The sequence below is a fragment of the Brucella sp. NBRC 14130 genome, assembly GCF_040371715.1.
Taxonomy (GTDB): domain Bacteria; phylum Pseudomonadota; class Alphaproteobacteria; order Rhizobiales; family Rhizobiaceae; genus Brucella; species Brucella intermedia.
In genome coordinates this window covers 77,300-102,975 of the sequence record NZ_BAABTE010000008.1, presented here as the reverse complement: position 1 = coordinate 102,975, position 25,676 = coordinate 77,300, and the positions used below count along the sequence as shown (strand labels likewise).

Sequence of the window (25,676 nt, the reverse complement as noted above, 5' to 3'; positions counted from 1 at the left end):
CGCCAGGCCTATTCTTTGGCCAACATGATTACGCCGCAAAACAAACCCGTTTACGAACTGGTGTCTGGGAAAACGCACCAGCGGCGATCAGGTTCCCTATCGATCAGGATAATTCTCGGACCAAGCGGGATAATGTCCGGAAAGGTTAAGGAGAGGTTGCAAAGATCGATAGAATTTTAACCAGAACGATATTGCGGGCAGCCTCATGGGGAACGAGGCCGACCCGGCTTTTCTTGACTGAGGCAAATAAAAAGCCCGGCTAAAGCCGGGCCTTTTAAAAAGAAGGGAAGTAAAGCTTATGCGGCTTCAACTTCATCGTCGTCAAGATCGGCCTCGGCATCGGCCTTGCCGCGCTTCGGTCCCTTGGCGAGATTGGCTTCGATAAGACGAACAGCTTCGGTTTCCGAAAGCTTGTTCACGGCAGCGATTTCGCGCGCCATGCGATCGAGGGCAGCTTCGTAAAGCTGGCGTTCCGAATAGGACTGTTCCGGCTGGTTTTCAGCACGGAAAAGATCGCGAACGACTTCCGAGATCGAGATCAAATCGCCGGAATTGATCTTTGCATCATATTCCTGCGCGCGGCGCGACCACATGGTGCGCTTTACACGTGCGCGGCCCTGAACGACCTTCAATGCACGTTCAACATAATCGGTCTCCGACAGCTTGCGCATGCCGATGGAGGCGGCCTTGGCGACCGGCACCTTCAGGCGCATCTTGTCTTTTTCGAAATCGATCACGAAGAGTTCGAGCTTGTGACCTGCCACTTCCTGCTCTTCGATGGTTACGATCTGGCCGACGCCATGAGCCGGATATACGATGGCCTCACCGGCCTTGAAACCGCCACGCGCTACTGGAGACTTTTTCTGCTGGGATGACATACGCTTCATTACTCCCTGTTGTGCCCGGCGCGACCCGCCGGTTGACACATGATGGTCGACCGCGCTCCGGAGAAATGAAGCACGGACGTTGCTTGTCGGTTTGCAACTGAAAACGTGTCTGACGGCAAATCTAACCGACCGGGTGTACGGTGAGGGGGACGACGCCAGATCGCAATCATCTTCCCCGGTGCCATTCAGCCCGGTACTAAAGATCAGCCCTTTCAGAGATTAACGCATAGCGCCACGACTTGACGTCCAGTCACCGAAATTATTGTGACAACCTAACACAATTTCGCGCAAGAATCAACAAATTGCCGGATATGCCGTATCCGGCAACGCAACACACCTAAAAGATGGGCGTTTTCCCGTGATTTCATTCGTCTTTTGCCGGTGCATCGCAGAAAATGCAAGTGATAAATCCTGCTTTTCCGTAATGCCGGTTACCCTGTCAGTCTTAACAGGATAACCTATGGTGTTCCAGAAGTGCGAAGTCTTCGGAAACAACGAGATACTTATATAATACCGTCATGCTTGCAGCAGCCTGATAGCCGGGACTGCAATACCATGCCGGTATTAGTCACCGCTGCCCGGCTCGGCAGAGAAATACTTCTCCAGCTTCCCAGCTACGCCATCCATCTCCTTGGCTTCGGGAAGGGCGTCCTTCTTCGCGGTAATATTGGGCCATTTTGCCGCATATTCCGTATTCAGTTCCAGCCACTTGTCGAGGCCCGGCTCGGTGTCGGGGCTGATCGCCTCGGCAGGGCATTCCGGTTCACATACGCCGCAGTCGATGCACTCATCGGGATTGATGACGAGCATGTTTTCGCCTTCGTAGAAGCAATCGACCGGGCAGACCTCGACGCAGTCCGTATATTTGCAGCGAATGCAATTATCGGTCACGACATACGTCATCGTCGAACTCCTGTTGCCGCCCGAATTACTGAACAGGCAGCTTATCTATCCTAAAGCTTTGCGCCGATACTCCGACAAGCCGACAATCGGCCAGCAACCGGCCAGCAACCGGCTTGGGGCTTCGGAATATCTCGCCACGAAGTCACTGTGCACGGAAATGGTTGCGGGTATCAGCCCATGCCCTTTTATGACAATGCGTGAGGTAACGATTTTATCCCGCCATGACAAGGGTGCAAACGCCGCAATGTCACGAAGTCACTCACGTCTGAAACAGCATTTCGTTTGAGAGCTTTCGCTTGGAAAAGGCTTTCGCCGGAACGGTTCGGTGAGCAATTTCCATCACCGCCGCAAGAGACCTGCGGCAACGCGTCCATGTCAGTTTCCGCGCAAACGATCCGTTTCGCGCCGCTCCTTCTTGGTCGGCCTTCCCGCGCCGCTCTCGCGCTGCGGCGTTGCGGCCTCCGGCACGACCGCCGAAGCTGGCACGGGTGGCGGCGAAAGATCTTCATAGAGAAGCTGGGCTTCCGGCGCCGGGCCGCGACGCTCTCCGGGAGCCAGTATCTTGTAGACGAGGATGCGCCGGTCCAGCGTGATGGTCAGTACGTCGCCAACCTTCACCTGATGGGCAGCCTGCTCGATCTTGTCGCGATTGACCCGGACCTTGCCGCCGACGGCGAGTTTCGCCGCCAGCGATCTTGATTTGACCACGCGCGCGAAGAACAGCCATTTGTCGATTCGCTGTCTTGCGCCCGCTTCTGCCGTCATCTTACTTCTTCATCTGCTCTTTCAGAGCCAGAAGCTTGGCGAAAGGCGAGTCGGGGTCGATGCGTGCAGGACGTTCCTGCTCGACGCGCTTTCCAGCCGGATGACCGTGATCGCGCTTCTGCTGACGCTGGTTGCCGCCGCGGAAGTCCCCCTTGTTGGAACCTTCGCGCTTACCATCGCCGTCATGACGCTTTGGCTTGTCGAAGCGCTTGCCGCCGCGATCGTTGCGAGCCTGCTGCTCTGCGCCGTCGGACTTGCGTGCCTCGCCACCCTGGTCGCGGTTCTGATGACCGCGATTCTGGTTGCCGCGATTTTGGCGCTGACGGTTCTGGTCCTGGTTACGGTTACGACCCTCGAAGCGACCCTGACGCCAGAGAAGGACAGGCTTTGGCTCTTCAGCCACAGCTTCTGCCGTTTCAGCGGCCGGGGCCGATTCTTCCGCCGCAGGAGCAGCTTCGTCCGCCTTCGCTTCGACCTCTTCCTCGGCAATCACGACCGGTGCCGGCACGGGTTCAGCCGCCGGAACAGCAGGCTTTTCAGCTTCCGCAACCGGAGAAACGCCAGCTTCCTTGGCGGCAGCTTCGGCTGCGAAAGCGTCGAGCTCGGCAAGCTTCGCCGTCACGGCAGCAGCTTCCATCGCCTCGTGGCGATAACCAAGGCTGCGCAGGATTTCTTCCATGTTCTCGGTTGTCGCACCCAAAATGGACATCATGGCAGGCGTGACGATGAAACGTCCGCCGTCATAAGCGCCATCCGGACGCGCACCGGAACCCGGACGCCAGGCAAGCGCCGGGCGAATGAGATCGGCAAGGCGTTCCAGAATATCGATGCGCACGGCACGACGGCCCAGCACGCGATAGCCTGCCAGACGATAGAACTGGTGGTCGAAAGCCGGATCGACCACGACCGAGGTGCGGCCAGCGGCCAGTACATTCACGACATCGCCGTAACCGGCGCGTTCGCGGCCATCATTCTTAAGCGCCCACAGCAGCGTGATGAGGCCAGCCGGGGCCGGCTTCAGCAGCATGGGCATGAAGACGTGATAGGCACCGAAACGCACACCGAGACGGCGAAGCGCTGCACGCGAATCCTGATCGAGACCGCGCACTTCCTCCGCCACATCGCGACGTGGAAGAATGCCCAGGTTCTCAACGATCTGGAATGCGAGGCCGCGTGTCATGCCGGTCAGGGCATCGGCGGCGGCCAGGTCGGTAAGCGGCTTCAGAACGGTTTCGATATGATGCGCGACGAAACGGTCGATGCGCGCGGCAACCTTGTCGCGCGCTGCTCCCGTAAGCTGTTCGTCGGCGAGGATCACCGCACGCGGCTTCAGCAGGTCATCGCCCGCAACCAGCGTTGCGACCGTTGCGCCAACCCAGCGCATCACGCCATCCGAGCCCAGTGCGAAATCGCCGTTCGGCGCAGCAGCAAAGCGCTCCGCGCGACGTTCGAACTCGGCGGCCAGCGCCTTTTGTGCAGCCGACTTCACCGCCTTGGCGTCAGGCCCCTCGGCCTGAACGTCAGCGGTAAAACGGAATCCTTCCAGTTGCCCGACATTGTGGCCTTCGACAATCACGTCTCCGGCAGGGCTGATTTCTGCTTCAAGCATGGCATTCTCTCTCAGGCGCCTCATAAGCACGCTTGTCCTGCGGTCTACAAAGCGTTTCGTCAACCTTTCATGCAGCGCGTCGGACAATCTGTCCTCAATTTCGCGCGTCTTTTCCTGCCAGTGTGTCGGATCGGCAAGCCATCCCGGCCTGTGCGACACGAAAGTCCAGGTGCGGATTTGCGCCACGCGATGCGACAGGGTGTCGATTTCCCCCTCTGTGCTGTCGGCGCGGCGCACCTGTTCGCTCATATAATCTTCATCGACGCTCCCTCGGCGGACAAGATCCTGGTAGATGGTTGCAATGATATCGGCATGCTGCGCCGGCGCGATCTTGCGATAGTCGGGCAGCGCGCAGGCGTCCCATAAAAGCTCGATCCGCGCCGGTGTCGTCGCAAGCCGCACAATCTCTTCGTCTTTCGACAAATTTTCAAGCGCTTGTTGATCGACCGCCGGCAAAGCCTTGGCGAGCCCCTCGACGGGCGCGGGTGTTTCCAGAGAATATCGCAGGGAATCGAGCGACGAAAAGTCGAAACGCGCCGTGCGCCATTGCAGGACTTTCACCGGATCGAAATTATGCGCCTCCACCCGTTCGACCAGTTCCTCGTCGAAAGGACGCACCTGCCCCGTCACACCGAATGTGCCGTCACGCAGATGCCGGCCCGCGCGTCCTGCGATCTGCCCCACTTCGGCGGGCGTCAGGTCGCGGAACTGATAGCCATCGAACTTGCGGTTCTGCGCGAAGGCGACATGATCCACATCCAGGTTAAGCCCCATGCCGATGGCATCGGTCGCCACCAGAAAATCCACGTCGCCGGACTGGTAAAGCTCCACCTGCGCATTGCGCGTGCGCGGGCTGAGCGCACCCATGACCACGGCCGCCCCGCCGCGCTGGCGGCGGATCAGTTCGGCAATCGCATAAACCTCATCGGCGGAAAAGGCGACGATGGCGGAACGGTTCGGCAGGCGGGTAATCTTCTTGGAACCGGCATAGGCCAGATGCGACAGGCGCGGACGCGTCACCACATTGATGCCGCGCAGAAGCTTTTCCAGAATCCCGCGCATGGTTCCGGCACCGAGCAGCAGCGTCTCCTGCCGCCCCCGCAAATGCAGGATGCGGTCAGTGAAGATATGGCCGCGCTCAAGGTCGCCAGCAAGTTGCACTTCATCGATGGCCACGAAAGCGGCATCGGTACGGCGCGGCATGGCCTCGACCGTGCAGACGGAATAGCGCGCGCCGGGCGGCACGATCTTTTCCTCGCCCGTCACCAGCGCAACATTGGCCGCACCGACCCGTTCCACGACACGGTTATAGACCTCGCGCGCCAGAAGGCGCAGCGGCAGGCCGATCATGCCGCTTCCATGCGACAACATGCGTTCAATGGCGAGATGCGTCTTGCCGGTGTTGGTCGGCCCAAGCACGGCGGTCACATCGCGGCCACTCAGGGTCAGCGGCAAATCATGGGCAGGGAGTTGGTTCATGCCAATAATCGGATTCCCGGTACAAGCGCCCTTCACGGGCTGGATGCTGGTTCTGCGATAGCACTATACGACCTGCACCGAAAGCGCTCCTGTTAAGTTTAAGTATGGGCCAATTGCCGATATGTCGACGACCGATGTGAAGCCGGTCAATAACTTGTCGATTAACAATTGGAACGACTCTGGAACGAATCGGCGACGAATCGCTGACTCCGACAGCTTCGCTATTTGTTCACGGCAACATATAGTAAGCCTAGCACAAATGCCCACAACATGATGAATCAAATGTTCCGCTTATCGGTGTTCTCCTGACGCGAGACGGCGGTGATCGTTAACCTTTGGCAAAACCTGTCAACAGACTGATCCACGGCAACGCTGTTTCTCAGGAAATCTTAATGATTACTGATACTTCGTTAACGCCGGAACGCGTGAAACCCCGTTTTTCGTTAACCTTCAGGCCAAAGCCGGAACGAATCGGCGACGAATCGCTGATCCTCAAAGTTTCCTTGTTTGTTCTCACAACATCTGGTGGTCGATGCTCCCGGCAGGCGCTAGAAAACCGGGACGTGAACCGGCATCGATGCCACTTCCACCGGTTTTCCGTTAACTTTTACGGCAATTCCATCAATACGAGGCACCGATTTCAAACGCCTCATTGCGGAAACAAAAAGGCGGCCGGAGCTAATTCTCCGCCCGCCCCTGTTTCAATGACGCAGAAAGTCAGTCGCGCTCGACGCACAAGGCAACGCCCATGCCCCCACCGATGCAAAGCGTCGCCAGACCGCGCCGGACGTTGCGGCGCTGCATTTCATAGAGCAGCGTTGTGAGCACGCGGGCGCCCGAAGCACCGATCGGATGGCCGATCGCGATTGCCCCGCCATTGACGTTGACGATATCCGGATCAAGACCGAGATCGCGCACGACGGCGCATGACTGCGCTGCAAAAGCTTCATTGGCCTCGACCAGATCGAGATCGCCGACGCTCCAGCCTGCCTTTTCCAGCGCCTTCTTCGTAGCCGGAATCGGACCTGTTCCCATGATCGCCGGATCGACACCGGCCGTTGCCCATGAAACGATGCGCGCCAGCGGCTTTACACCGCGTTTCGCCGCTTCGTCCGCGTCCATCAGAACAACCGCTGCCGCGCCATCGTTGATTCCGGATGCGTTGCCTGCGGTAACCGTTCCTTCCTTGTCGAAGGCCGGCTTCAGCTTGGCCAAGGCCTCCATCGTCGTGCCGGGGCGGATATATTCATCCGCTGAGACAACCACATCGCCTTTGCGGCCTTTCACGGTCACCGGAACGATTTCATCCTCGAACCTTCCGGCGTTCTGTGCGGCTTCGGCCTTCTGCTGCGAGGCCAAAGCGAATTCATCCTGATCGGCACGGGTCAATTGCCACTGGCGGGCGATGTTTTCAGCGGTGATCCCCATGGGATAGCCATTGAAGGCATCGGTCAGGCCGTCTTTCAGCATGGTGTCGACCATCTTGAAGTCGCCCATCTTCACGCCCGAACGCAAATGCGCGCAATGCGGCGCCATCGACATGGACTCCTGACCGCCCGCCACGATGATTTTCGCATCGCCGGAAAGAATCTGCTGCATGCCGAGCGCAACCGCCCGCAAGCCGGAGCCGCAGAGCTGATTGATGGAAAACGCTGTCGTTTCCTTCGGGCAACCGGCATCCATCGCTGCCTGTCGTGCGGGGTTCTGCCCCTCGCCCGCCGTCAGCACCTGTCCGAGAATAACCTCGTCCACATCCGTCGCGTCGACACCGGCGCGTTCCAGCGCGCCCTTGATGACCGTCGCGCCCAGTTCATGCGCCGGGATAGTGGCAAACGCACCGTTGAAAGCGCCCACCGCAGTACGGGCCGCGCTGGCGATGACGATGGCTTTCGGTTCGGACATTCTTTCCTCCATAAAATGTTGCGCAACACAAAGACCAAATTTTTGCCCTTGGCAAGCTTTGCTGCATCGCTCCAGCCGTCTTCATGAAAATCGATAAAGTGTTTTGCCCGCCGACAGCAGCATTGGAGTGTGCATCCGCGGTCATGATCGCTAGACTACATTCAGCTATATATCAGGAGATATCCAATGCCTTCATTGTCGCTCGAACGAGCCAATACGATCATCGCCGGGGCCTTTGCCAAGGCAGCAGAACTGAAACTGAAGCCGCTGGCCGTCTCGGTCTTTGACGCAGGCGGAAATCTGAAAGCGTTCCAGCGGCAGGACGGAACCTCAATCCTGCGCTTCGAAATTGCCTCGGGCAAGGCCTTCGGTGCGCTGGCGGTCGGTACAGGTTCACGCTGGCTGCATAATCAGGCGAAGGACCGTCCGCATTTCCTGGAAGGACTGTCAGGCGTGTCGGGCGGCAAGATCGTGCCCGTTCCGGGCGGTGTCCTGATCAAGGACGCAGCGGGCGAGATTCTCGGCGCAGTCGGCATTTCCGGCGACACATCGGACAATGACGAAATTGCAGCCATCGCCGGTATCGAAGGTGCAGGCTTCGCCTCGGACGCAGGCTGACCTTGAACCAACCACGCGATCAAGGCTGCTTCATGCAGCCTTTTTCATGTGCCTTGCACAGGATCCACAAAGAAAACGCCGCTCCCGACAGGCGGGAACGGCGTTTTTGAAAACCATCTTTCGGCTGCAATGCAGCGTCAGACTTATTCCTTGGCTTCGAGGACCTGACGGCCGCGATACATACCGCTCTTAAGATCGATATGATGCGGACGACGAAGTTCGCCCGAGTTCTTGTCCTCGACATAGGTCGGGGCCTTGAGAGCGTCAGCCGAACGGCGCATGCCGCGCTTCGACGGAGACGTTTTTCGTTTTGGTACTGCCATGGATCCAGCTCCACTGATCGGTCAATAAACGTCCGGCACGGCCCCGAAGAGCCTGTCACATCGGACAAAATTCCGGAAAGTCACGTGCCTATACACGCTCTCACGGCGTTTGACCAGCGGGAGTCTTATCTTTTTTTCGTATCATCGATTTATTGCACGCAAACCACATAGGGCCCCGACCGCGCCGCGCGTCCGGCCACGATGCGGGCAATGCGCTGCATGTTGCGTGTCGGTTTGGCGGGATTGCGCAATGCCGGGTTGGGCAGGGCGACGGCAAGCAATGCGGCTTGCTGGGCGTTGAGCTTTGCCGCCGGGCGATTGAAATAATGCTGGGCGGCGGCCTCGATCCCGTAAATGCCCGGCCCCCACTCGGCAATGTTGAGATAGATCTCCATTATGCGCTTTTTGGACAGAAGCCCATCGGCGGCCAGCGCCAGTGGGAATTCAAGCCCCTTGCGAACATAGGAACGCCCGTTCCAGAGGAAGAGATTCTTCATCGTCTGCATGGTTATCGTGGAAGCCCCACGGCTCGGACCGCCCTCGCCCGCATCGTCCAGGACCAGCCCCAACTGGTGCCAGTCCACGCCGCCATGGCTGCAGAACTGGCCGTCCTCGGCCATCATCACGGAATTGACCAGAACCGGCGCGATATCATCGATACTGACCCACCGGCGATCGACGTCCTGCAGCAGAACATAGTCCTTGACCATCAAGGTCGAGATCGGGCGGACGAACGGCAGTGAATAGACCAGCAGCAGGAAAATCGGCAGCACGGCCAGAATCACAAGAATCTTGAGCGCCAGAGCAATCCGGGCACCCCAGACGGGATCTGCCAGATAATTGCGTCCATCCTTGCTCTTGATGATGATTTTTGCCACTGCCACCGCCTGCTACCTTCCTCAAGCGACATAAACCATTCCTTAATAAGTTTGAACCGGATTCCATAATCGGACCGGGGAAACAAGTCGAAACGCGCCGTTTCATGACGTTCAAATGAAAAAGCCTGTGCTGATCGACGTGGCCAGTTGACCAATCCGGCGCTTTCGTCCATCCCCTTTGCCATGGAAAAGCTGTCGACCGATTTCACCGCCGCTCTCAACCTTCGCGCCATGGAAGTGGAAATGGCACTGACGGGCCTTCTGGACCAGCGCCTGCGGACGGGAGAAATCGCCCGGCCGGAAAGGCTGCTCGCCGCCATGCGCCATGGTGTCCTGAACGGCGGAAAGCGCCTCCGGCCTTTTCTGGTCGTCGAAAGTGCCGCCCTCTTCGGCAAGGGCGGGGATGCCGTTCTGCGCGTTGCCGCCGCACTCGAATGCATTCACTGCTATTCGCTTGTCCATGACGACCTGCCGGCCATGGACGACGACGACCTGCGGCGCGGCCAGCCGACCGTGCACAAGGCATTCGATGAAGCAGCCGCCATTCTGGCTGGCGACAGCCTGCTGACCTACGCTTTCGATATCGTCTCGTCGGATGAAACCGATCTCGATCCGGCAATCCGCGTGCGGCTGGTTTCTGCACTTGCCCGCGCATCGGGCCTCGGCGGCATGGCAGGCGGACAGGCGCTCGATCTGATGGCCGAAACCAGCAAGCCCGACGAAGCCGGTATCATCACGCTGCAGGCGATGAAGACCGGAGCGCTGATCCGCTTTGCCTGCGAGGCGGGAGCCATCATCGCCAACGCCTCCACCGAAGATCGCGAACGCATGGCCGAATTCGGCTCGGCCATCGGCCTCGCCTTCCAGTTGGCGGACGATCTTCTGGACGTGACCGCAGATGCCGAGGCAATGGGCAAGGCGACCGGCAAGGATGCCGCTGCCGGAAAAGCCACGCTTGTTTCACTTCATGGCGTCGACTGGACGCGCAAGCAGCTGTCCGGCCTCGTTGCCCAGGCGGAAAGCCTGCTGGCGCCTTTCGGCAAGGACGCCGATATTCTGAAGCAGGCCGCCCGCTTCATTGCCGAACGCCAGAGCTAGAGCATATCGCCCGAAAGCGGAAACCGGTTCGGGATAAGACATGCGGAAAACAGTCCGCTAAAGATCGTCCTCGCGAACCTTGACGATGACGACATCATCCGAGGAAAGCCTGCGCCCATCCCGGGCGCGCACCTCAAGCAGAGCCACATCCTCGCCCGAAACGCTATCGACGAGGCGTGAATGCGTCTCGCCTGGCGCAAAAAGATGCTTTTCTCCCCATTGCCGGAGCGACACGACGACAGGCAGCAGATCGCGTCCCTTTGCCGTCAACCGATATTCCTGATGTGCACCTCCGTTGGGGTCCGGCACGGATTCCATGATTTCCTCCCCCGTCAGCTTGCGCAGACGGTCCGAAAGAATATTGCGGGCGATCCCCAGATTCTTCTGAAAGGCGCTGAAACGGGTCACGCCATCAAAAGCCTCGCGAACGATCAGCAGCGACCACCAGTCGCCGATGACGTCAAGCGCCCGGGCACTGGGGCAATAGTCGCCTTTCAGGCTTTTCTTTCGAACCATGTTCACTCCACAAATTGCAATCTGGTTGCAATATAAAACCTTTTTCGCTACAAGCAAAATGGTTTCATTTTAAAACCATTTTGCAGGAGCACACCCATGCACCCTTCAACCGACGCGGCAGCAGCGCTGTCCGCGAACCCTGATGCACGTCCGCTTTCTTCGGCTACCCTTCTTTTGTTCGCCGCCGCAAGCGGGCTGGCGGTGGCCAATGTCTATTTCGCTCACCCGCTTCTCGATGTGATGGCAGACGATCTCGGCCTCAAGCGATCGACAGCGGGCCTTATCGTCGCCGCCAGCCAGATCGGTTATGCGCTTGGCCTGATCTTCCTGGTTCCGCTCGGCGACCTGTTCAACCGGCGCAAGCTTATCCTCGCCCATTTCCTGCTCTCGGTCCTGTCGCTGATCGCAATCGGCTTTGCGGCCGATGCTACGGTGCTTCTGGTTGCCATGGCCATCATGGGCCTGCTCGCCGTCGTCACACAGGCGCTCGTCGCCTATGCAGCCAGTCTGGCGGAACCTGCGCGGCGCGGCCATGTGGTCGGCATCGTAACGAGCGGTATCGTGCTGGGCATTTTGCTGGCGCGCGCCATCGCGGGCGCCCTTACCGATATTGGCGGCTGGCGCAGCGTCTATTTCGTTTCCGCCGTTCTCACCCTTTCGATCGCACTCCTGCTCTGGCGCAGCCTGCCTGACCAGAAGCGGCAGCCGACCAGCGTCCGCTATGCCGCACTCATTCTGTCGCTCGTGACACTGTTTCGCTCCGAGCCGGTGCTGCGCATTCGCGCCATCATCGCCATGCTGATCTTCGCCAATATCACCACTTTGCTCGCACCACTGGTCATGCCGCTCAGCGCCCCGCCGTTTGAACTGAGCCATGCCCAGATCGGGCTGTTCGGTCTTGCGGGTGCAGCAGGAGCACTCGCCGCCTCCCGCGCCGGAAGCGCCGCCGATCGCGGCCATGCCCAGCGCATGACCGGCTTCGCCCTGATGCTGATGTTCGTCTCGTGGGGATTGATAGCCTTGCTTGGACATTCGCTGCTTTGGCTGATCGCGGGCGTGCTTGTAATCGACTTCGGCCTTCAGGCCGTGCACGTGACCAATCAGGCGATGATCTACCGCGTGCGCCCGGATGCGCAGAACAGGCTCACCGCCGCCTATATGGTCTTCTATTCCATCGGCAGTGCCAGCGGTTCGGCGATTTCAACCTGGATCTATGCGCATGCAGGCTGGAACGGTGTCTGCCTGCTTGGCGCAGGCATCAGCCTCGTCACGCTCATCTTCTGGGCGGCGACACTGAAAACCACGCCGGAAGCCGCGACACGCGCGGTCATCCGTACGGCTTAGTTCTGGCCGGATGCCACCTTCTGCTCAAGCCCGAAGCGGTTTTCGATGTAATCGGCAACCATCTTCTGGAATTCTTCGGCGATGGCAGGACCACGTAGCGTCGTGACCTTCTTGCCATCGACAAAGACCGGTGCGGACGGCGTTTCGCCCGTGCCGGGAAGCGAAATCCCGATATCGGCATGTTTGGATTCGCCCGGCCCGTTGACGATGCAGCCCATGACCGCAACCGAGAGCGCTTCCACGCCGGGATATTTCTCGCGCCAGACCGGCATGTTGCGGCGGATGTCGTCCTGAATGGTCTGCGCCAGTTCCTGAAACACGGTCGAGGTCGTGCGGCCGCAACCGGGGCAGGCTGCAACGATAGGAATGAACTGGCGGAAACCCATGGTCTGCAGCAATTCCTGCGCAACCTGCACCTCGCGGGTGCGGTCGCCGCCCGGCTCCGGGGTCAGCGAAATGCGGATTGTGTCGCCGATGCCCTGCTGCAGCAGAATGCCCATGGCGGCGGAGGAGGCAACGATGCCCTTGGTGCCCATGCCGGCTTCGGTAAGTCCGAGATGCAGCGCATGGTCGGAACGCTGCGCCAGCATCGTATAGACGGCAATCAGGTCCTGAACCTGACTGACCTTGGCCGACAGGATGATCTTGTCGCGGCCAAGCCCGATCTCTTCGGCAAGATTGGCAGATATGAGCGCCGACTGCACGATTGCTTCGCGCATGACTTCCTGCGCGGAAAGCGGTGCGCCTTCGGCCTGATTGCGATCCATCAGCGTGGTCAGGAGTTCCTGATCGAGCGAACCCCAGTTCACGCCGATGCGCACCGGCTTGTCATAGCGGATAGCCATTTCGACGATATCCGCGAACTGCTTGTCCTTCTTGTCCTTGAAGCCGACATTGCCCGGATTGATGCGGTATTTTGCAAGCGCCTCCGCACAGGCGGGATGATCGGCGAGCAGCTTGTGGCCGATATAATGGAAATCGCCGACCAGCGGCACATCATGACCAAGACGCTCCAGCCGTTCGCGGATTTTCGGCACGGCGGCAGCCGATTCATCGCGATCCACCGTAATGCGCACGATTTCCGAACCGGCGCGATGCAGTGCCGCCACCTGCGCCACCGTGGAGTCCACATCCGCCGTGTCCGTATTGGTCATGGACTGCACGACAACGGGTGCACTGCCGCCGACGACAACGCCACCGACACTGACACCAACCGACTGGCGGCGGGGAAATGGATGCGAAAAATAGCTGACGGTCTCGGAAGACATTTTGCTCTGTTCTTAACTGTACCTGTTTTCAGGTGGCGCAGCGCGACGCGAATGTCAACGTCTGCATTTCCACGGCCCGCGTATATCCGGCTTTCGGTTTATATAATCGCTTGCCGAGGCAATGTCGCCCTCTCATTATGTCGTGACGACAAGGAGGAGTCTGCCAATGACCGATGCATCTGCCCGCAAGACCGCAATCATCACCGGATCGAATTCCGGGATCGGCCTCGGTATAGCCCATGCGCTGGCGGCGGCGGGACACAACGTCGTGATCAACTCGTTCACCGACCGTGACGAGGATCACGCGCTTGCGCGGAAACTCGGTGAAGAGCACGGCGTGAGCGTGGTCTATATCGCAGCCGACATGTCGAAGGCCGGCCACTGCCGGGAACTCATCGCGGCCACCGTGAAACAGTTCGGCAGCGTGGACATTCTCGTCAACAATGCCGGTATCCAGCATGTATCACCGGTGGAAGAGTTCCCGCCTGAGCAATGGGACCGCATCATCGCGATCAACCTGACTTCGGCCTTCCACACATCCGCTGCCGCGATCCCGCATATGCGCAACTCGGGCTGGGGCCGCATCATCAACATCGCCTCCGCGCACGGCCTCGTGGCATCGCCGTTCAAATCGGCTTATGTCGCCGCCAAGCACGGCATTGTCGGCTTCACCAAGACCCTGGCGCTGGAGCTTGCGACCGCAAAGATCACCGCCAATTCCATCTGCCCGGGCTATGTACTGACCCCGCTCGTCGAGGCGCAGATCCCGGACCAGATGAAGGCCTATCATATGGATCGTGAAACCGTGATCCGCGAAGTGATGCTCGACAAGCAGCCGACCAAGGAATTCGTCACCACTGCGCAGATCGGCGCCATCGCCGCTTTCCTCGCAAGCGATGCGGCGGCGCAGATCAACGGCGCCGCCATTCCTGTCGATGGCGGCTGGACGGCCGGATAGCGCATCCCGAAAAGTGGGAACCGGTTTTCGGATAAGATGCACGGCATAAGAAAGCTTAATGCTTTTGGTCGGCGTATCGGGCCAGGCTTGAGAAGGCCAGCACGACCAGAAGCAAAACCGGAAGCGCCAGAAACACCACGCCGAAACCACTATGCTTGGCGACAAAACCGATCAACGACGGCGCCACCAGCATTCCCGAATAGCCAAGCGTCGTCGCGATGGACAGGCCGACGCTCGGGTTGACGCCCGGCATGTTGCCTGCCATCGAGAAGGCTATCGGCACCATGTTGGAAATGCCAATCCCACAGATAGCGAAGCCGATGATCGCCGTTGTGGAACTGTTTCCGAGACCGACGATCAACATGCCGATAATGGCGATAGTCGTACAGGCGCGCAGGGTTTTGACCGCGCCGAACCGGTCGCGGACCAGATCGCCCGCAAAGCGCATGATGGCCATGGCCCCTGAAAACGCCGCGAAGCCGAAGCCTGCCACCGTGACCGAAGCGCCCAGATCCTGACGCATATGGTAAGCGCCCCAATCGATAATCGCGCCTTCCGGCACCATGGAAAACAGCGCCATGACGCCGACAAGCCATGGCAGGGGATTGCGCGGCAGGGTGAGCTTCTGCTTTTCAGCCCCCGAATGATGATGCACCGTGTCCGCTATGATCGAAGGCCATGCAACCGCGATCAGGATGGCGGCGACAACGGTCGTCACCAGCGCATGAACGGTCGATCCAAATTGCGCAATGAGAAAGCCCCCGCTTGCAGCGCCAATCAGGCCGCCAAGGCTCCAGAAGGCGTGGCAGGACGACATGATCGCCCGGCGCATCTTTTTCTCGACCGCGACCGCATTGGCATTCATCGACACGTCCATCGCGGCCATGGTCCCGCCGAAATAGAACATCACGATCACAGCCGTGACCACGTTGGGAACCACTGCGATGATGAGCAGCGCCGGAATGAAGGCGAGCGCAAACATGCGCACCACAATGCCCGAGCCGCGATGCGCCGAAAGAGCACCCGCGACCGGCATCATGGCCAGGGAACCGAGACCGAAGACAAGGATCATTAGCCCCATACCGGCGCTGTCGAGACCCAGACGCGCGGCGAATTCCGGGATTTTCGGAGCCCATCCGCCGAAAACATAACCGTTCATCAGGAAGAGGAGCGCCACGGCGATCCGCTCTCTGGTTACAATCGGCGCACGCGTGGGCGCCGCATCTTCGCGTCCGGAAACCTGTTCCATCTGTCCCTCAGTTGCGGTCCGCTGCCGCACGTAAAATCTTCATACCCGACGCCGCATAGGGCGCAAGCGCCGCTTCATCCGCATCGTATTCGACAGCCATGACGCCGACATCGTTCAAGGGAACAACATCATGGGCTGCAACCGTGCCGAGCTTGTCGCTCGTAATGGCAAGCGCCACCATCCGGCTGCGTCCGGCAATCACCCTTTTGAATTCCGCATCGTCGAGATGCAGCGCGGTCACGCCGATTTCGGCGGCGATCCCGCATGCCCCCAAGACGCAAAGATCGGGTCGCAGCAATTCCGCGTCGCGCAAGGCGCGCGCGCCGACTGCGGCACTCACGCGCCGGTCGATGGGCCCGCCGATCATGATCAGCTCGATCTCGGGCGAACCCATGAGAATCGCAGCGATGGACGGCGTATTGGTGACGACGGTAATGGCTTCGCCACGCTCGACCATAAGCCGCGCCAGCGCCGTATTAACCGAAGAAGCGTCGAGAAACACCGTCATGCCGGGTTCTACCAGCCGCGCCAGCGCCGCGGCGAGCGCGGCCTTCGCCTGCGGTCGTTCGCAATCCCGTTCGGCAAGCGGCGAAGGTTCCGGCACGGCCCGCAGCGCACCGCCATAGACGCGCCTGCAAAGCCCGGCGGCGGCCATCTCACGCAGATCGCGCCGGATCGTATCCTCCGACACGCCGAAACTTTCCGCCAGTTCAGCCGCCAGCACGCGCCCCGACTGCTGCAGCAACTGCTGGATGCGTGCCTGTCTTTCGTGAAGCAGAAGCTCTGTCGCCATTATCCCTCAACATGCACAATCATGCAAAAATAGGCATAAACATGCATATCAGATTTTGCCTCCCGCGCAAGCGCAAAGAAATGCCGCGGCGTTTGACAGCCGCGGCGTTTGCGTTTCTGACGCTTTTAAAGCGACAGTTTCGGTCTGATGGGCCGCTGCGCTTCTCCCTCATCCTGAGCCTGTCGAAGGACGAGGGCAGGCACTGTGCATTTCCCTCGCCCTTCGAGACGCCGTTTTCAACGGCTCCTCAGGATGAGGGAAAGGGAAGTCTGGAGCGCGATCCGAAGATCGGTCAGCTTCGGCTGAAGCCCATAACGGTTACGAGTAGACGACCAGCAAATCCTTGGCATCGATCTGCTCGCCCGGACGTACCAGCACTTCCGCGATAGTGCCATCGCGTTCGGCATGGATAGCGGTTTCCATCTTCATCGCTTCGATGGAGAGCAGCACGTCGCCCTGAGAAACCGTCTGTCCGGCGGCGACGGCAACGGTGGAAACGACACCCGGCATCGGCGCACCGACCTGCTTGTCATTCCCCGCCTCCACCTTGCGGCGGATACCGCCAGAAGCGCCCTTGGCGCGGTTCGGCACCTTGATGCGGCGCGGCTGGCCGTTCAGTTCGAAGAACACCGTCACCATGCCCTTCTCGTCCGTCTCGCTCATCGCCTGATTGACGATCACCAGCGTCTTGCCGCGTTCCAGATCGACAAATACCTCTTCTTCCGGCTTGAGGCCGTAGAAATAGACCGGTGTCGGCAGAACGCTCGTCGGGCCATAGGTTTCCTGCGCGGCTGCATAATCGGTGAACACCTTCGGATACATCAGCGCCGATGCGAATTCCTGATCGGAAATCTTGTGTCCGACCGCCTGCTCGAACCCTTCACGCTCGGCATTGAGATCGGCAGGCTCCAGCAGAGCACCGGGACGCACGGTAAACGGCCCCTCGCCCTTGAGGATCTTCTTCTGCAGCGCCTTCGGCCAACCCGATGGCGGCTGGCCGAGATCGCCCCGCATCATCGACACAACCGAATCCGGGAAAGCAATGTCCTTGGCCGGATTTTCGACATCGGCAACGGTCAGGTCCTGACTGACCATCATCAGCGCCATGTCACCGACAACCTTCGAGGACGGCGTCACCTTGACGATATCGCCAAACATGCGGTTCACGTCTGCATAGGCCTGCGCCACTTCGTGCCAGCGGGTTTCAAGTCCGAGCGAGCGCGCCTGTTCCTTCAAGTTCGTGAACTGGCCGCCCGGCATTTCATGCAGATAGACTTCCGAAGCCGGTCCCTTGAGGTCGCTTTCAAAGGCCGCATACTGGTTGCGCACCGCTTCCCAATAGAAGGAAATGCGACGGATCGAATCCGGGTCGAGCCCCGGATCACGCTCGGAACAGTGCAGGGCTTCGACGATGGAACCAAGGCAAGGCTGCGATGTGTTGCCGGACAGCGCATCCATCGCAGCATCAACGACATCGACGCCCGCATCGATTGCGGCAAGCACGGTCGCCGCCGAAATGCCCGACGTATCATGCGTATGGAAATGGATCGGCAGGTCGGTTTCCTCGCGCAGCGCCTTGAACAGAACGCGGGCGGCGGCAGGCTTCAGGAGGCCCGCCATATCCTTAACCGCGATGATATGCGCGCCAGCCTTTTCAACTTCCTTCGCCAGATCGACATAATATTTAAGATCGTACTTGGCGCGTTCCGGATTGAGAATATCGCCGGTGTAGCAGATCGCCGCTTCGCAGAGCTTGTTTTCCTCCAGCACAGCATCCATCGACACGCGCATGTTCTCGACCCAGTTGAGACTGTCGAAAACGCGGAACAGATCGATGCCGCCTCTGGCTGCCTCGCGCACGAAATATTTCACGACATTGTCGGGATAGGATTTGTAGCCAACCCCGTTCGCACCGCGCAGAAGCATCTGCAGAAGAAGGTTCGGGGCGCCTTCACGCACCAGCGCCAGACGCTCCCACGGATCTTCCGTGAGGAAGCGCATCGAGACGTCGAACGTCGCGCCGCCCCAGCATTCCAGAGAGAACAGGTTCGGCAGCGCCTGCGCATAGGAATTGGCAATGCGGGCAATGTCATAGGTTCGCACGCGGGTGGCAAGCAGTGACTGGTGCCCGTCGCGCATGGTGGTATCGGTAATCAGCGCCCGCTTTTCATTGCGCACCCATTCGGCGAATTTCTTGGGTCCAAGCTGGTCCAGACGCTGCTTGGTGCCATCCGCCACTGGCTTATTGCCGAACCACGGCACGCGCGGCCTGGCGGCATCCTTGGCCGGCTTTGCCCGGCCTTTGGTCTCCGGGTGACCGTTGACCGTCACATCGGCTATATAGGTCAGAAGCTTGGTGGCGCGATCCTGACGCTTCACCTGCTCGAACAGTTCCGGCGTGCTGTCGATGAAGCGCGTGGTGTAGTCGTTCGCCTGAAACTTCGGATGATTGATGATCGCTTCGAGGAAGGTCAGGTTCGTCGCTACGCCGCGAATGCGGAATTCGCGGAGCGCCCGGTCCATGCGGCGAATGGCTTCAAGAGGCGTAGAGCCCGAAGCCGTCACCTTGACGAGCAGCGGATCGTAATAGCGGGTGATGAATGCGCCCGAATAGGCCGTGCCGCCATCGAGGCGAATGCCGAAGCCCGACGCCGAGCGATAAGCCTGAATGCGCCCGTAATCGGGGATGAAATTCTGTTCCGGGTCTTCCGTGGTGATGCGGCACTGAAGCGCATGGCCGTTGAGACGAATGTCCTCCTGACGCGGCACGCCCGATTCCGGCGTTCCGATGGCAAAGCCTTCGAGGATATGAATCTGCGCCTTGACGATATCGATGCCAGTCACCTGCTCGGTGACGGTATGCTCAACCTGAATACGCGGGTTGACCTCGATGAAATAGAACTTGCCCGTATCGGCGTCCATGAGGAACTCGACAGTACCGGCACCGATATAATCGGTGGCATGGGCAATCTTCAGGCCATAGCTTGCCAGTTCCTGACGCTGAGCATCGCTGAGGTAGGGCGCTGGCGCCCGCTCCACGACCTTCTGGTTGCGGCGCTGGATCGAGCAGTCGCGCTCGAAAAGATGGACCGCATTGCCATGGGTGTCGCCCAATATCTGCACTTCGACATGGCGCGCGCGTTCGATCAGCTTTTCGAGATAGACCTCATCCTTGCCGAAAGCCGCCTTGGCCTCGCGCTTGGCTTCCGTCACTTCGCGCGCGAGATCGGCTTCGGCGCGGATCGCGCGCATGCCGCGACCGCCGCCACCCCAGCTCGCTTTCAGCATCAGCGGATAGCCGATCTGGCTCGCCAGCTTCTTCACTTCCTCCATGTCGTCGGGAAGCGGATCGGTGGCCGGAACCACCGGCACGCCGATTTCGATGGCGAGATTGCGAGCGGCAACCTTGTTGCCGAGGCGGCGCATGGTCTCCGGCTTCGGACCGATGAAGATGATGCCGTTTTCGGCGCAGGCTTCGGCAAATTCCGGGCTTTCGGACAACAGGCCGTAGCCCGGATGGATCGCATCGGCACCCGAAAGCCGGGCAACGCGAATGATTTCATCAATGGAAAGATAGCTTTCAATCGGACCGAGATCGCGATCCAGATGCGGCCCGCGACCGACCTGATAGCTTTCATCGGCCTTGAAGCGATGCAGGGAAAGTTTGTCTTCCTCGGCCCATATGGCCACCGTTTTGAGTCCCAGCTCATTGGCGGCGCGGAATACGCGGATTGCAATTTCAGATCGGTTGGCGACCAGAATTTTCCGGATAGGCTTTTGGGCGAAAGACAAGGCAGATCTCCCTAACTGCAATGACAAAGGCGCCATTGCTTAACCTGCAATAGACACGAGCGCAAACAAACTGTGCAACCGGGAGATAAAAACAAAATGCCCGACCAAAAGCCGGGCAGATTGATGAATTTTGCAGCATATTATGCTAATATATCAAGCACAAGAGCGGCTCCCATTATGAAGCAATCATCAGAACCGCTCTAAGCATCTGTGCTCTCGCACTATTGAACGCAAAACCGCTTTTGCTGGAAATGCTCCATTACTTCTGGAAGTAATTATACTTGCCGTCTTCGCCCTTGCGCCATTCAAACATCACATAGGGCGAAAGGCTCGGATCGCCCTTTGCATCGAAGGTGATGTCGCCGAGCACGGTCTTGAACGGTCCCTTTTCCTTCATCGCGGTCGCAACTTCCTGCGGATCGTTGCTTCCGGCTGCATTGGCGGCATTGACCAGCGACTGCACGCCCGCATAGGCGTAGAAGGTATAGGCTTCCGGCTCGAAGCCCTTGTCGCGGAAAGTCTTGATCAGATCGGCATTCGACTTGTCGTCGCGCGGATCGGGACCGAAGGTGTTCATCACGCCAGCCACCGCATCACCGGCAATCGAGGCGAGTTCGTTGGACACGATGCCGTCGCCGGAAATGAACTGGGCCTTGAGGCCCTGGTCAGCCATCTGGCGAATGAGCAGGCCGGCTTCCGGGTGCATGCCACCCCAGTAAACTGCAGTGATTCCGGCAGCCTTCATCTTGGAGATGAGCGCCGAGAAATCCTTGTCGCCCTGGTTCACGCCTTCATAGAGCGTTTCCTTCATGCCGCTTTCGTTAAGCGACTTCTTGGTCTCGTCGGCAAGGCCCTGACCATAAGGCGTCTTGTCGTGAAGGATCGCGACTTTGCCGTCCTTGTAATTGTCGGCCATGTACTTGCCAGCAACAATTCCCTGCTTGTCGTCGCGACGGCAGGTGCGGAACGTGTTCCACAATTCGCGCTCGGTGAAGGTCGGGTTGGTGGTGCCGGGCGCAATCATCAGCACGCCATTTTCGGCATAGATGTCCGAAGTCGGAATGCTGACGCCGGAATTGAAGTGACCGATGACGAACTGGACGCCGTCGCCGACGAACTTGTTGGCAACCGAAATGCCCTGCTTCGGATCGGCAGCGTCGTCGCCGTAGACGATCGTGATCTGCTCGCCATTCATGCCGCCCTTGGCATTGGCTTCTGCGACTGCCGCTTCGACACCGCGCTTGATCTGCTCGCCGAAAGCCGCCTGGCTGCCGGTCAGCGGTGCGCCGACGCCAAGCTGGATGTCGGCAAACGATACGCCGCCCATTGCAACCAGTGCCGAGAGGCAGACGCCGCAGAATAAGGATTTCTTCATTTCAGTTGCTCCCACTAAACGCATCCCGGAAGTTTGACCCGTTCCCGGAACGCGCATCAAAATAGTCATTCAGAGCGGCGACCCGATCCGATCGGGCGACCGCCGTGTTTGCAGGCCTGCGCAGCCACAGCGAAGCACCGCGCACAACCCGATATTCGAATGGGAGACCGGCATCAGCCTTTGGAACGCTATCTGGGCTTCGAAATGCCCGCGTCTAAACTGGTCCTCCCACCAGATTGCAAGACCAGGCATAGAGAATCGCCCTACATCTGGATGCAATTGTAGATAGATTCCCTTTCAGGCTGAAAGTAAAGTATTGATTTCGTCTATATTCTGCGTTTCACGCATGACTTTATGCGGAACAGAGCGCCGCAAACGAAAATGCCCGACATAAAGCCGGGCATTTCCACTGATCGGGAAAGAATATAAGCTAAACTTACTGCTGAACGTAAGTATATTTTCCGTCAGCGCCCTTTTCCCACTTGTACATGACGTAACCTGGGAGCTTCGGATCGCCCTTTTCGTCATAGGACAGGTCGCCGAGCACCGTCTTGAACGGACCCTTTTCCTTCAGCGCCTTGGCGATTTCCTGCGGGTCGTTGCTGCCGGCAGCCTTTGCGGCCTGCGCCAGCGACTGAACCGCCGCATAGGAATAGAGCGTGTAGGCTTCAGGCTCGAAACCGGCGTCGCGGAACTTCTTCACCAGATCGGCATTGTTCGGGTTGTTGCGCGGATCGGGACCGAAGGTGTTGAGCGTGCCTTCGACAGCCGGACCGGCAATCGAAGCCAGTTCGTTGGAAACGATACCGTCACCCGAGATGAACTGGGCCTTCACGCCCTGATCGGCCATCTGGCGGATGATGAGACCGGCTTCTGGATGCAGGCCGCCCCAGTAAACCACCGTCACGCCTGCCTGCTTGAGCTTGGCGATCAGAGCGGAGAAGTCCTTCTCACCAACGTTGACGCCTTCATAGAGGGCTTCCTTGGTGCCAAGTTCGTTGAGCTTCTTCTTGGTTTCGTCGGCAAGGCCCTGACCGTATGGGGTCTTGTCGTGAATGACGGCGATCTTCGCGTCCTTGAAATGGTCGAAGATGTACTGGCCAGCCACGATGCCCTGCTGGTCATCACGGCCGCAAGTGCGGAACGTGTTCCACAGCTGGCGCTCGGTATAGACCGGATTGGTCGCGGCAGGCGAGATTTCGAGAATGCCGTTTTCGGCATAGACTTCCGAAGCCGGGATCGAAACACCCGAGTTGAAGTGTCCGATGACATATTTCACGCCGTCGGCTGCGAACTTGTTGGCAACCGAAATGCCTTGCTTCGGATCCGAAACGTCATCGCCGAGCGAGATCGTTATTTTCTCGCCATTGATGCCGCCCGCATCGTTGACTTCCTTGATGGCGGCTTCCGCCCCCTTCTGGATCTGTGCGCCATAAACGGCGTTCGGGCCGGTCAAGGGTGCACCGATACCCAGAATTACATCAGCCCAAGCCGAGCCCCCGAAAGACATTACCGCTGCAAGAGCAACACCTGCCAAAAGTGATTTCTTCATTGTTGGAACTCCCATCATTGTATTTACCCCGAACGATGTTTTGCATCGCCTTATTTTCTTGCTGATTACTCAGCAATATCTACGCTGAATCTTATTACTGTCAACGTGATCTTGTAAAAAAGCTTCGCCGCATGGCGGCGAAGCTTTGAAATTATTTTGCTTTCCAGCTCAGCGGCGAAGCTTTCTCATAAAGCCAGCCATACTGCCGCACCATTTGCTTGGTGCGGGTATAGCGAAAGCCGACCGTGCCGATAATCATCAGGACGATCGTGTCCACCAGATAGTAGTGGAACGAAAGAAGCGTCCCCTCGAACAGTGCGAAGTGGATGAAACGCACCGCAGCCCCGAGCGGGATCAGATAGATCAGCAGCTGCGGATAGGTGCGCCAGGTCGAAGCACAGGCACGCCCCGTCATCCAGGCAGCCCAGCCGCCAAGCAGACAGGTGATGAGGAAAAACAACCAGAATGACGGTTCTTCGTAGAGAATACCTTGCATGATTTCCTCCTAGTGCCTTCCGCCTTCGAGATAGGCGGCACGGACTTCCGGATCGGCCAGAAGTTCGCGGCCTGCGCCGCTCATGGTGATCGAGCCGTTGACCATCACATAACCGCGGTCTGCGAGCTTCAGCGCACCGAATGCGTTCTGCTCGACGAGGAATACCGTCAGCCCCTGCGTGCGGTTCAGTTCCTTGATCGCCTCGAAAATCTGCTTCACGATCAGCGGCGCCAGACCGAGCGACGGTTCGTCCAGAAGCAGGAGCTTCGGACGCGCCATCAGTGCGCGGGCGATCGCCAGCATCTGCTGTTCACCACCTGAAAGCGTGCCGCCACGCTGGTTGATACGCTCCTTCAGGCGTGGGAACAGGTCGAACATCAGCTTTACGTCTTCATCGAAATATTGCTGATTGTCGAGGCTTGCGCCCATCTGGAGGTTTTCCAGAACAGTCATGCGCGGGAAGATGCGACGGCCTTCCGGCGACTGCGCGATGCGCAGCTTGGCGATCTCGTGCGGCGGCATGGACGTGATATCCTTGCCATTGAACAGGATGCGGCCGGTACGCGCCTTCGGCGAGCCGAAGATCGTCATCATCAGCGTCGATTTTCCGGCGCCGTTTGCGCCGATCAGCGCCACGATCTCGCCCTCGTCGACAGACAGGTCGATGCCCTTCAAGGCGCAAATATTGCCGTAATAGGTTTCAACCTTCTCGACGGCCAGAAGCGGTTGCTTTTTCTGCATGGTTTCAGCCTGCATCATTCGCCTCCCTTCCTGGGCTTGCCCGGAGTTTTTGTTGAGGCTTTTGCCGGGGCTTTGGCGCGTTTCGCACCACCCTTGGCAGCCTCACCCTGGGCAGCCTTCGCGGGAGCAGTCTTGTCGCCGGTCGGACTATTGGTTGCGTCAACGCCTGCGGAAGGCGTTTCGCCCTTCTCTTCGGCAATTTCCTCCTCGATGGCTTCCTCGGCAAGCTGGGCGGCGACCAGATGCGCCGGATCCACAACACCGGGCTTGTCCGCCTCTTCGATGAGTTCGGCGATTTCCTCGTCATCGACGCCGAGATAGGCGGCGATAACACGCGGATCGTTCTTGACCTCTTCCGGCGCGCCATCGGAAATCTTGGTGCCGTATTCCAGCACGATCACATGATCGGAGATTTCCATGACGACCGACATGTCGTGCTCGATCAGCAGGATCGACGTGCCGGTTTCCTTGCGGATATCGAGGAGAAGCTTATTGAGCTCCGCCGATTCGCGCGGATTGAGACCAGCGGCAGGTTCGTCGAGGCAGAGGATTTCCGGCTCGGTGCACATGGCGCGGGCAATTTCCAGACGGCGCTGATCGCCATAGGGAAGATCGCCCGCCGGATCGTCGGCACGGTCGATCAGGTTGATCTTTTCCAGCCAGTAACGCGCCTTTTCAACCGCTTCCTTCGCCGCCGACTTGTAGCCGGGCAGCCCCAGAAGGCCGAGGATCGTATAGCCGGAAGAGCGCATCAGCGTGTTGTGCTGCGCAACGAGCAGGTTTTCCAGAACGGTGAGACCCGAGAACAGGCGGATGTTCTGGAACGTGCGCGCGACCTTGGCTTGCTTGGTGATCTGGAAGTCGGGCAGGCGTTCCAGCAGGAACTTGTCGCCCGTCTTCCGGTTCATCGTCAGCATCCCGCCCGTCGGCTTGTAGAAGCCGGTGATGCAGTTGAAGACCGTGGTCTTGCCTGCACCGTTGGGGCCGATGATCGCCGTAATATCCCCGCGCTTCACATTGAAGCTCAGATCGTTGATGGCGACGAGGCCGCCGAAGCGCATCGAGAGATGCTCGACCTGAAGGATGGTGTCTTTCTGAGTGTTGCCGGACATAGTGCCAGACATAGTGCT

The 25,676-nt window shown here is 59.0% G+C and carries 21 protein-coding genes; 4 read left to right on the top strand and 17 right to left on the bottom strand.

Annotation, left to right across the window (positions count from 1 at the left end):
* Window positions 1-296: 296 nt before the first annotated feature.
* The 5 genes from ABWW28_RS17755 to ABWW28_RS17735 form a co-directional block, all read right to left on the bottom strand.
* On the bottom strand, window positions 297-878 hold the full coding sequence (locus ABWW28_RS17755; RefSeq protein WP_006471273.1) for a CarD family transcriptional regulator: 582 nt from the start codon (window positions 876-878) through the stop codon (window positions 297-299).
* A gap of 573 nt (window positions 879-1,451) precedes the next feature.
* Complete coding sequence (gene fdxA / locus ABWW28_RS17750; RefSeq protein WP_006467781.1) at window positions 1,452-1,790, bottom strand: ferredoxin FdxA; 339 nt, start codon at window positions 1,788-1,790, stop codon at window positions 1,452-1,454.
* Between the two features lie 375 nt (window positions 1,791-2,165).
* Entirely contained in the window at window positions 2,166-2,555 is a 390-nt protein-coding gene (locus ABWW28_RS17745; protein WP_021588043.1) for an RNA-binding S4 domain-containing protein, read from the bottom strand.
* A gap of 1 nt (window position 2,556) precedes the next feature.
* Complete coding sequence (locus ABWW28_RS17740) at window positions 2,557-5,643, bottom strand: helicase-related protein (RefSeq protein ID WP_176588511.1); 3,087 nt, start codon at window positions 5,641-5,643, stop codon at window positions 2,557-2,559.
* Between the two features lie 717 nt (window positions 5,644-6,360).
* Window positions 6,361-7,545, bottom strand: a complete 1,185-nt coding sequence (locus ABWW28_RS17735; RefSeq protein ID WP_006471271.1) for an acetyl-CoA C-acetyltransferase — start codon at window positions 7,543-7,545, stop codon at window positions 6,361-6,363.
* Between the two features lie 186 nt (window positions 7,546-7,731).
* On the opposite strand from ABWW28_RS17735, the gene ABWW28_RS17730 reads away from it, so the two are divergent.
* On the top strand, window positions 7,732-8,163 hold the full coding sequence (locus tag ABWW28_RS17730; RefSeq protein ID WP_006471270.1) for a GlcG/HbpS family heme-binding protein: 432 nt from the start codon (window positions 7,732-7,734) through the stop codon (window positions 8,161-8,163).
* Between the two features lie 143 nt (window positions 8,164-8,306).
* Here ABWW28_RS17730 and rpmF read toward each other — a convergent pair whose 3' ends face one another.
* Both rpmF and mtgA read right to left on the bottom strand, forming a co-directional pair.
* The gene (gene rpmF / locus ABWW28_RS17725) at window positions 8,307-8,486 is read right to left on the bottom strand and encodes a 50S ribosomal protein L32 (RefSeq protein ID WP_006467787.1); all 180 of its coding nucleotides are present in this window, start codon (window positions 8,484-8,486) and stop codon (window positions 8,307-8,309) included.
* Between the two features lie 149 nt (window positions 8,487-8,635).
* Entirely contained in the window at window positions 8,636-9,364 is a 729-nt protein-coding gene (mtgA, locus tag ABWW28_RS17720) for a monofunctional biosynthetic peptidoglycan transglycosylase (RefSeq protein ID WP_031347284.1), read from the bottom strand.
* Window positions 9,365-9,547: 183 nt separating this feature from the next.
* On the opposite strand from mtgA, the gene ABWW28_RS17715 reads away from it, so the two are divergent.
* On the top strand, window positions 9,548-10,462 hold the full coding sequence (locus ABWW28_RS17715) for a polyprenyl synthetase family protein (protein WP_006471267.1): 915 nt from the start codon (window positions 9,548-9,550) through the stop codon (window positions 10,460-10,462).
* A 57-nt stretch (window positions 10,463-10,519) separates the two neighbouring features.
* On the opposite strand, the gene ABWW28_RS17710 is transcribed toward ABWW28_RS17715, so the two are convergent.
* Complete coding sequence (locus ABWW28_RS17710) at window positions 10,520-10,978, bottom strand: winged helix-turn-helix transcriptional regulator (protein ID WP_021588047.1); 459 nt, start codon at window positions 10,976-10,978, stop codon at window positions 10,520-10,522.
* A gap of 96 nt (window positions 10,979-11,074) precedes the next feature.
* On the opposite strand from ABWW28_RS17710, the gene ABWW28_RS17705 reads away from it, so the two are divergent.
* Window positions 11,075-12,322 carry an MFS transporter gene (locus tag ABWW28_RS17705; RefSeq protein ID WP_021588048.1) on the top strand — a complete coding sequence of 416 codons (1,248 nt, stop codon included), beginning with the start codon at window positions 11,075-11,077 and terminating at the stop codon, window positions 12,320-12,322.
* Here ABWW28_RS17705 and ispG read toward each other — a convergent pair.
* Window positions 12,319-13,590, bottom strand: a complete 1,272-nt coding sequence (gene ispG / locus ABWW28_RS17700) for a flavodoxin-dependent (E)-4-hydroxy-3-methylbut-2-enyl-diphosphate synthase (RefSeq protein ID WP_021588049.1) — start codon at window positions 13,588-13,590, stop codon at window positions 12,319-12,321. The genes ABWW28_RS17705 and ispG overlap by 4 nt on opposite strands.
* Before the next feature lie 166 nt (window positions 13,591-13,756).
* On the opposite strand from ispG, the gene ABWW28_RS17695 reads away from it, so the two are divergent.
* Window positions 13,757-14,548: a 3-hydroxybutyrate dehydrogenase gene (locus ABWW28_RS17695; RefSeq protein ID WP_021588050.1), complete on the top strand. Its 792-nt coding sequence runs from the start codon at window positions 13,757-13,759 to the stop codon at window positions 14,546-14,548.
* Window positions 14,549-14,603: 55 nt separating this feature from the next.
* Here ABWW28_RS17695 and ABWW28_RS17690 read toward each other — a convergent pair whose 3' ends face one another.
* The 8 genes from ABWW28_RS17690 to ABWW28_RS17655 form a co-directional block, all read right to left on the bottom strand.
* Window positions 14,604-15,797, bottom strand: coding sequence for an MFS transporter (locus tag ABWW28_RS17690; protein ID WP_006471264.1), 1,194 nt, complete (start codon window positions 15,795-15,797; stop codon window positions 14,604-14,606).
* A gap of 7 nt (window positions 15,798-15,804) precedes the next feature.
* Window positions 15,805-16,590, bottom strand: coding sequence for a DeoR/GlpR family DNA-binding transcription regulator (locus tag ABWW28_RS17685; protein WP_021588051.1), 786 nt, complete (start codon window positions 16,588-16,590; stop codon window positions 15,805-15,807).
* 318 nt (window positions 16,591-16,908) lie between these two features.
* Complete coding sequence (gene pyc, locus ABWW28_RS17680) at window positions 16,909-20,382, bottom strand: pyruvate carboxylase (protein WP_021588052.1); 3,474 nt, start codon at window positions 20,380-20,382, stop codon at window positions 16,909-16,911.
* Window positions 20,383-20,641: 259 nt separating this feature from the next.
* Complete coding sequence (locus ABWW28_RS17675; protein ID WP_021588053.1) at window positions 20,642-21,757, bottom strand: branched-chain amino acid ABC transporter substrate-binding protein; 1,116 nt, start codon at window positions 21,755-21,757, stop codon at window positions 20,642-20,644.
* 436 nt (window positions 21,758-22,193) lie between these two features.
* The gene (locus ABWW28_RS17670; RefSeq protein ID WP_021588054.1) at window positions 22,194-23,309 is read right to left on the bottom strand and encodes a branched-chain amino acid ABC transporter substrate-binding protein; all 1,116 of its coding nucleotides are present in this window, start codon (window positions 23,307-23,309) and stop codon (window positions 22,194-22,196) included.
* A gap of 151 nt (window positions 23,310-23,460) precedes the next feature.
* Complete coding sequence (locus ABWW28_RS17665) at window positions 23,461-23,805, bottom strand: DUF6867 family protein (RefSeq protein ID WP_006467798.1); 345 nt, start codon at window positions 23,803-23,805, stop codon at window positions 23,461-23,463.
* A 9-nt stretch (window positions 23,806-23,814) separates the two neighbouring features.
* Window positions 23,815-24,561, bottom strand: coding sequence for an ABC transporter ATP-binding protein (locus ABWW28_RS17660; RefSeq protein WP_151659141.1), 747 nt, complete (start codon window positions 24,559-24,561; stop codon window positions 23,815-23,817).
* Window positions 24,561-25,658 (bottom strand): ABC transporter ATP-binding protein, encoded by a 1,098-nt coding sequence (locus ABWW28_RS17655; protein WP_151659142.1) that lies wholly within the window; start codon window positions 25,656-25,658, stop codon window positions 24,561-24,563. Before ABWW28_RS17655 ends, ABWW28_RS17660 begins: the two co-directional genes overlap by 1 nt.
* Window positions 25,659-25,676: the final 18 nt, after the last annotated feature.

What these genes read in the sequence shown, in the direction of transcription:
- ABWW28_RS17755 (WP_006471273.1), bottom strand. Translation starts at nt 878, where the DNA reads ATGTCATCCCAGCAGAAAAAGTCTCCAGTAGCGCGTGGCGGTTTCAAG.
- fdxA (WP_006467781.1), bottom strand. Translation starts at nt 1,790, where the DNA reads ATGACGTATGTCGTGACCGATAATTGCATTCGCTGCAAATATACGGAC.
- ABWW28_RS17745 (WP_021588043.1), bottom strand. Translation starts at nt 2,555, where the DNA reads ATGACGGCAGAAGCGGGCGCAAGACAGCGAATCGACAAATGGCTGTTC.
- ABWW28_RS17740 (WP_176588511.1), bottom strand. Translation starts at nt 5,643, where the DNA reads ATGAACCAACTCCCTGCCCATGATTTGCCGCTGACCCTGAGTGGCCGC.
- ABWW28_RS17735 (WP_006471271.1), bottom strand. Translation starts at nt 7,545, where the DNA reads ATGTCCGAACCGAAAGCCATCGTCATCGCCAGCGCGGCCCGTACTGCG.
- ABWW28_RS17730 (WP_006471270.1), top strand. Translation starts at nt 7,732, where the DNA reads ATGCCTTCATTGTCGCTCGAACGAGCCAATACGATCATCGCCGGGGCC.
- rpmF (WP_006467787.1), bottom strand. Translation starts at nt 8,486, where the DNA reads ATGGCAGTACCAAAACGAAAAACGTCTCCGTCGAAGCGCGGCATGCGC.
- ABWW28_RS17715 (WP_006471267.1), top strand. Translation starts at nt 9,548, where the DNA reads ATGGAAAAGCTGTCGACCGATTTCACCGCCGCTCTCAACCTTCGCGCC.
- ABWW28_RS17710 (WP_021588047.1), bottom strand. Translation starts at nt 10,978, where the DNA reads ATGGTTCGAAAGAAAAGCCTGAAAGGCGACTATTGCCCCAGTGCCCGG.
- ABWW28_RS17705 (WP_021588048.1), top strand. Translation starts at nt 11,075, where the DNA reads ATGCACCCTTCAACCGACGCGGCAGCAGCGCTGTCCGCGAACCCTGAT.
- ispG (WP_021588049.1), bottom strand. Translation starts at nt 13,590, where the DNA reads ATGTCTTCCGAGACCGTCAGCTATTTTTCGCATCCATTTCCCCGCCGC.
- ABWW28_RS17695 (WP_021588050.1), top strand. Translation starts at nt 13,757, where the DNA reads ATGACCGATGCATCTGCCCGCAAGACCGCAATCATCACCGGATCGAAT.
- ABWW28_RS17690 (WP_006471264.1), bottom strand. Translation starts at nt 15,797, where the DNA reads ATGGAACAGGTTTCCGGACGCGAAGATGCGGCGCCCACGCGTGCGCCG.
- ABWW28_RS17685 (WP_021588051.1), bottom strand. Translation starts at nt 16,590, where the DNA reads ATGGCGACAGAGCTTCTGCTTCACGAAAGACAGGCACGCATCCAGCAG.
- ABWW28_RS17675 (WP_021588053.1), bottom strand. Translation starts at nt 21,757, where the DNA reads ATGAAGAAATCCTTATTCTGCGGCGTCTGCCTCTCGGCACTGGTTGCA.
- ABWW28_RS17670 (WP_021588054.1), bottom strand. Translation starts at nt 23,309, where the DNA reads ATGAAGAAATCACTTTTGGCAGGTGTTGCTCTTGCAGCGGTAATGTCT.
- ABWW28_RS17665 (WP_006467798.1), bottom strand. Translation starts at nt 23,805, where the DNA reads ATGCAAGGTATTCTCTACGAAGAACCGTCATTCTGGTTGTTTTTCCTC.
- ABWW28_RS17660 (WP_151659141.1), bottom strand. Translation starts at nt 24,561, where the DNA reads ATGCAGGCTGAAACCATGCAGAAAAAGCAACCGCTTCTGGCCGTCGAG.
- ABWW28_RS17655 (WP_151659142.1), bottom strand. Translation starts at nt 25,658, where the DNA reads ATGTCCGGCAACACTCAGAAAGACACCATCCTTCAGGTCGAGCATCTC.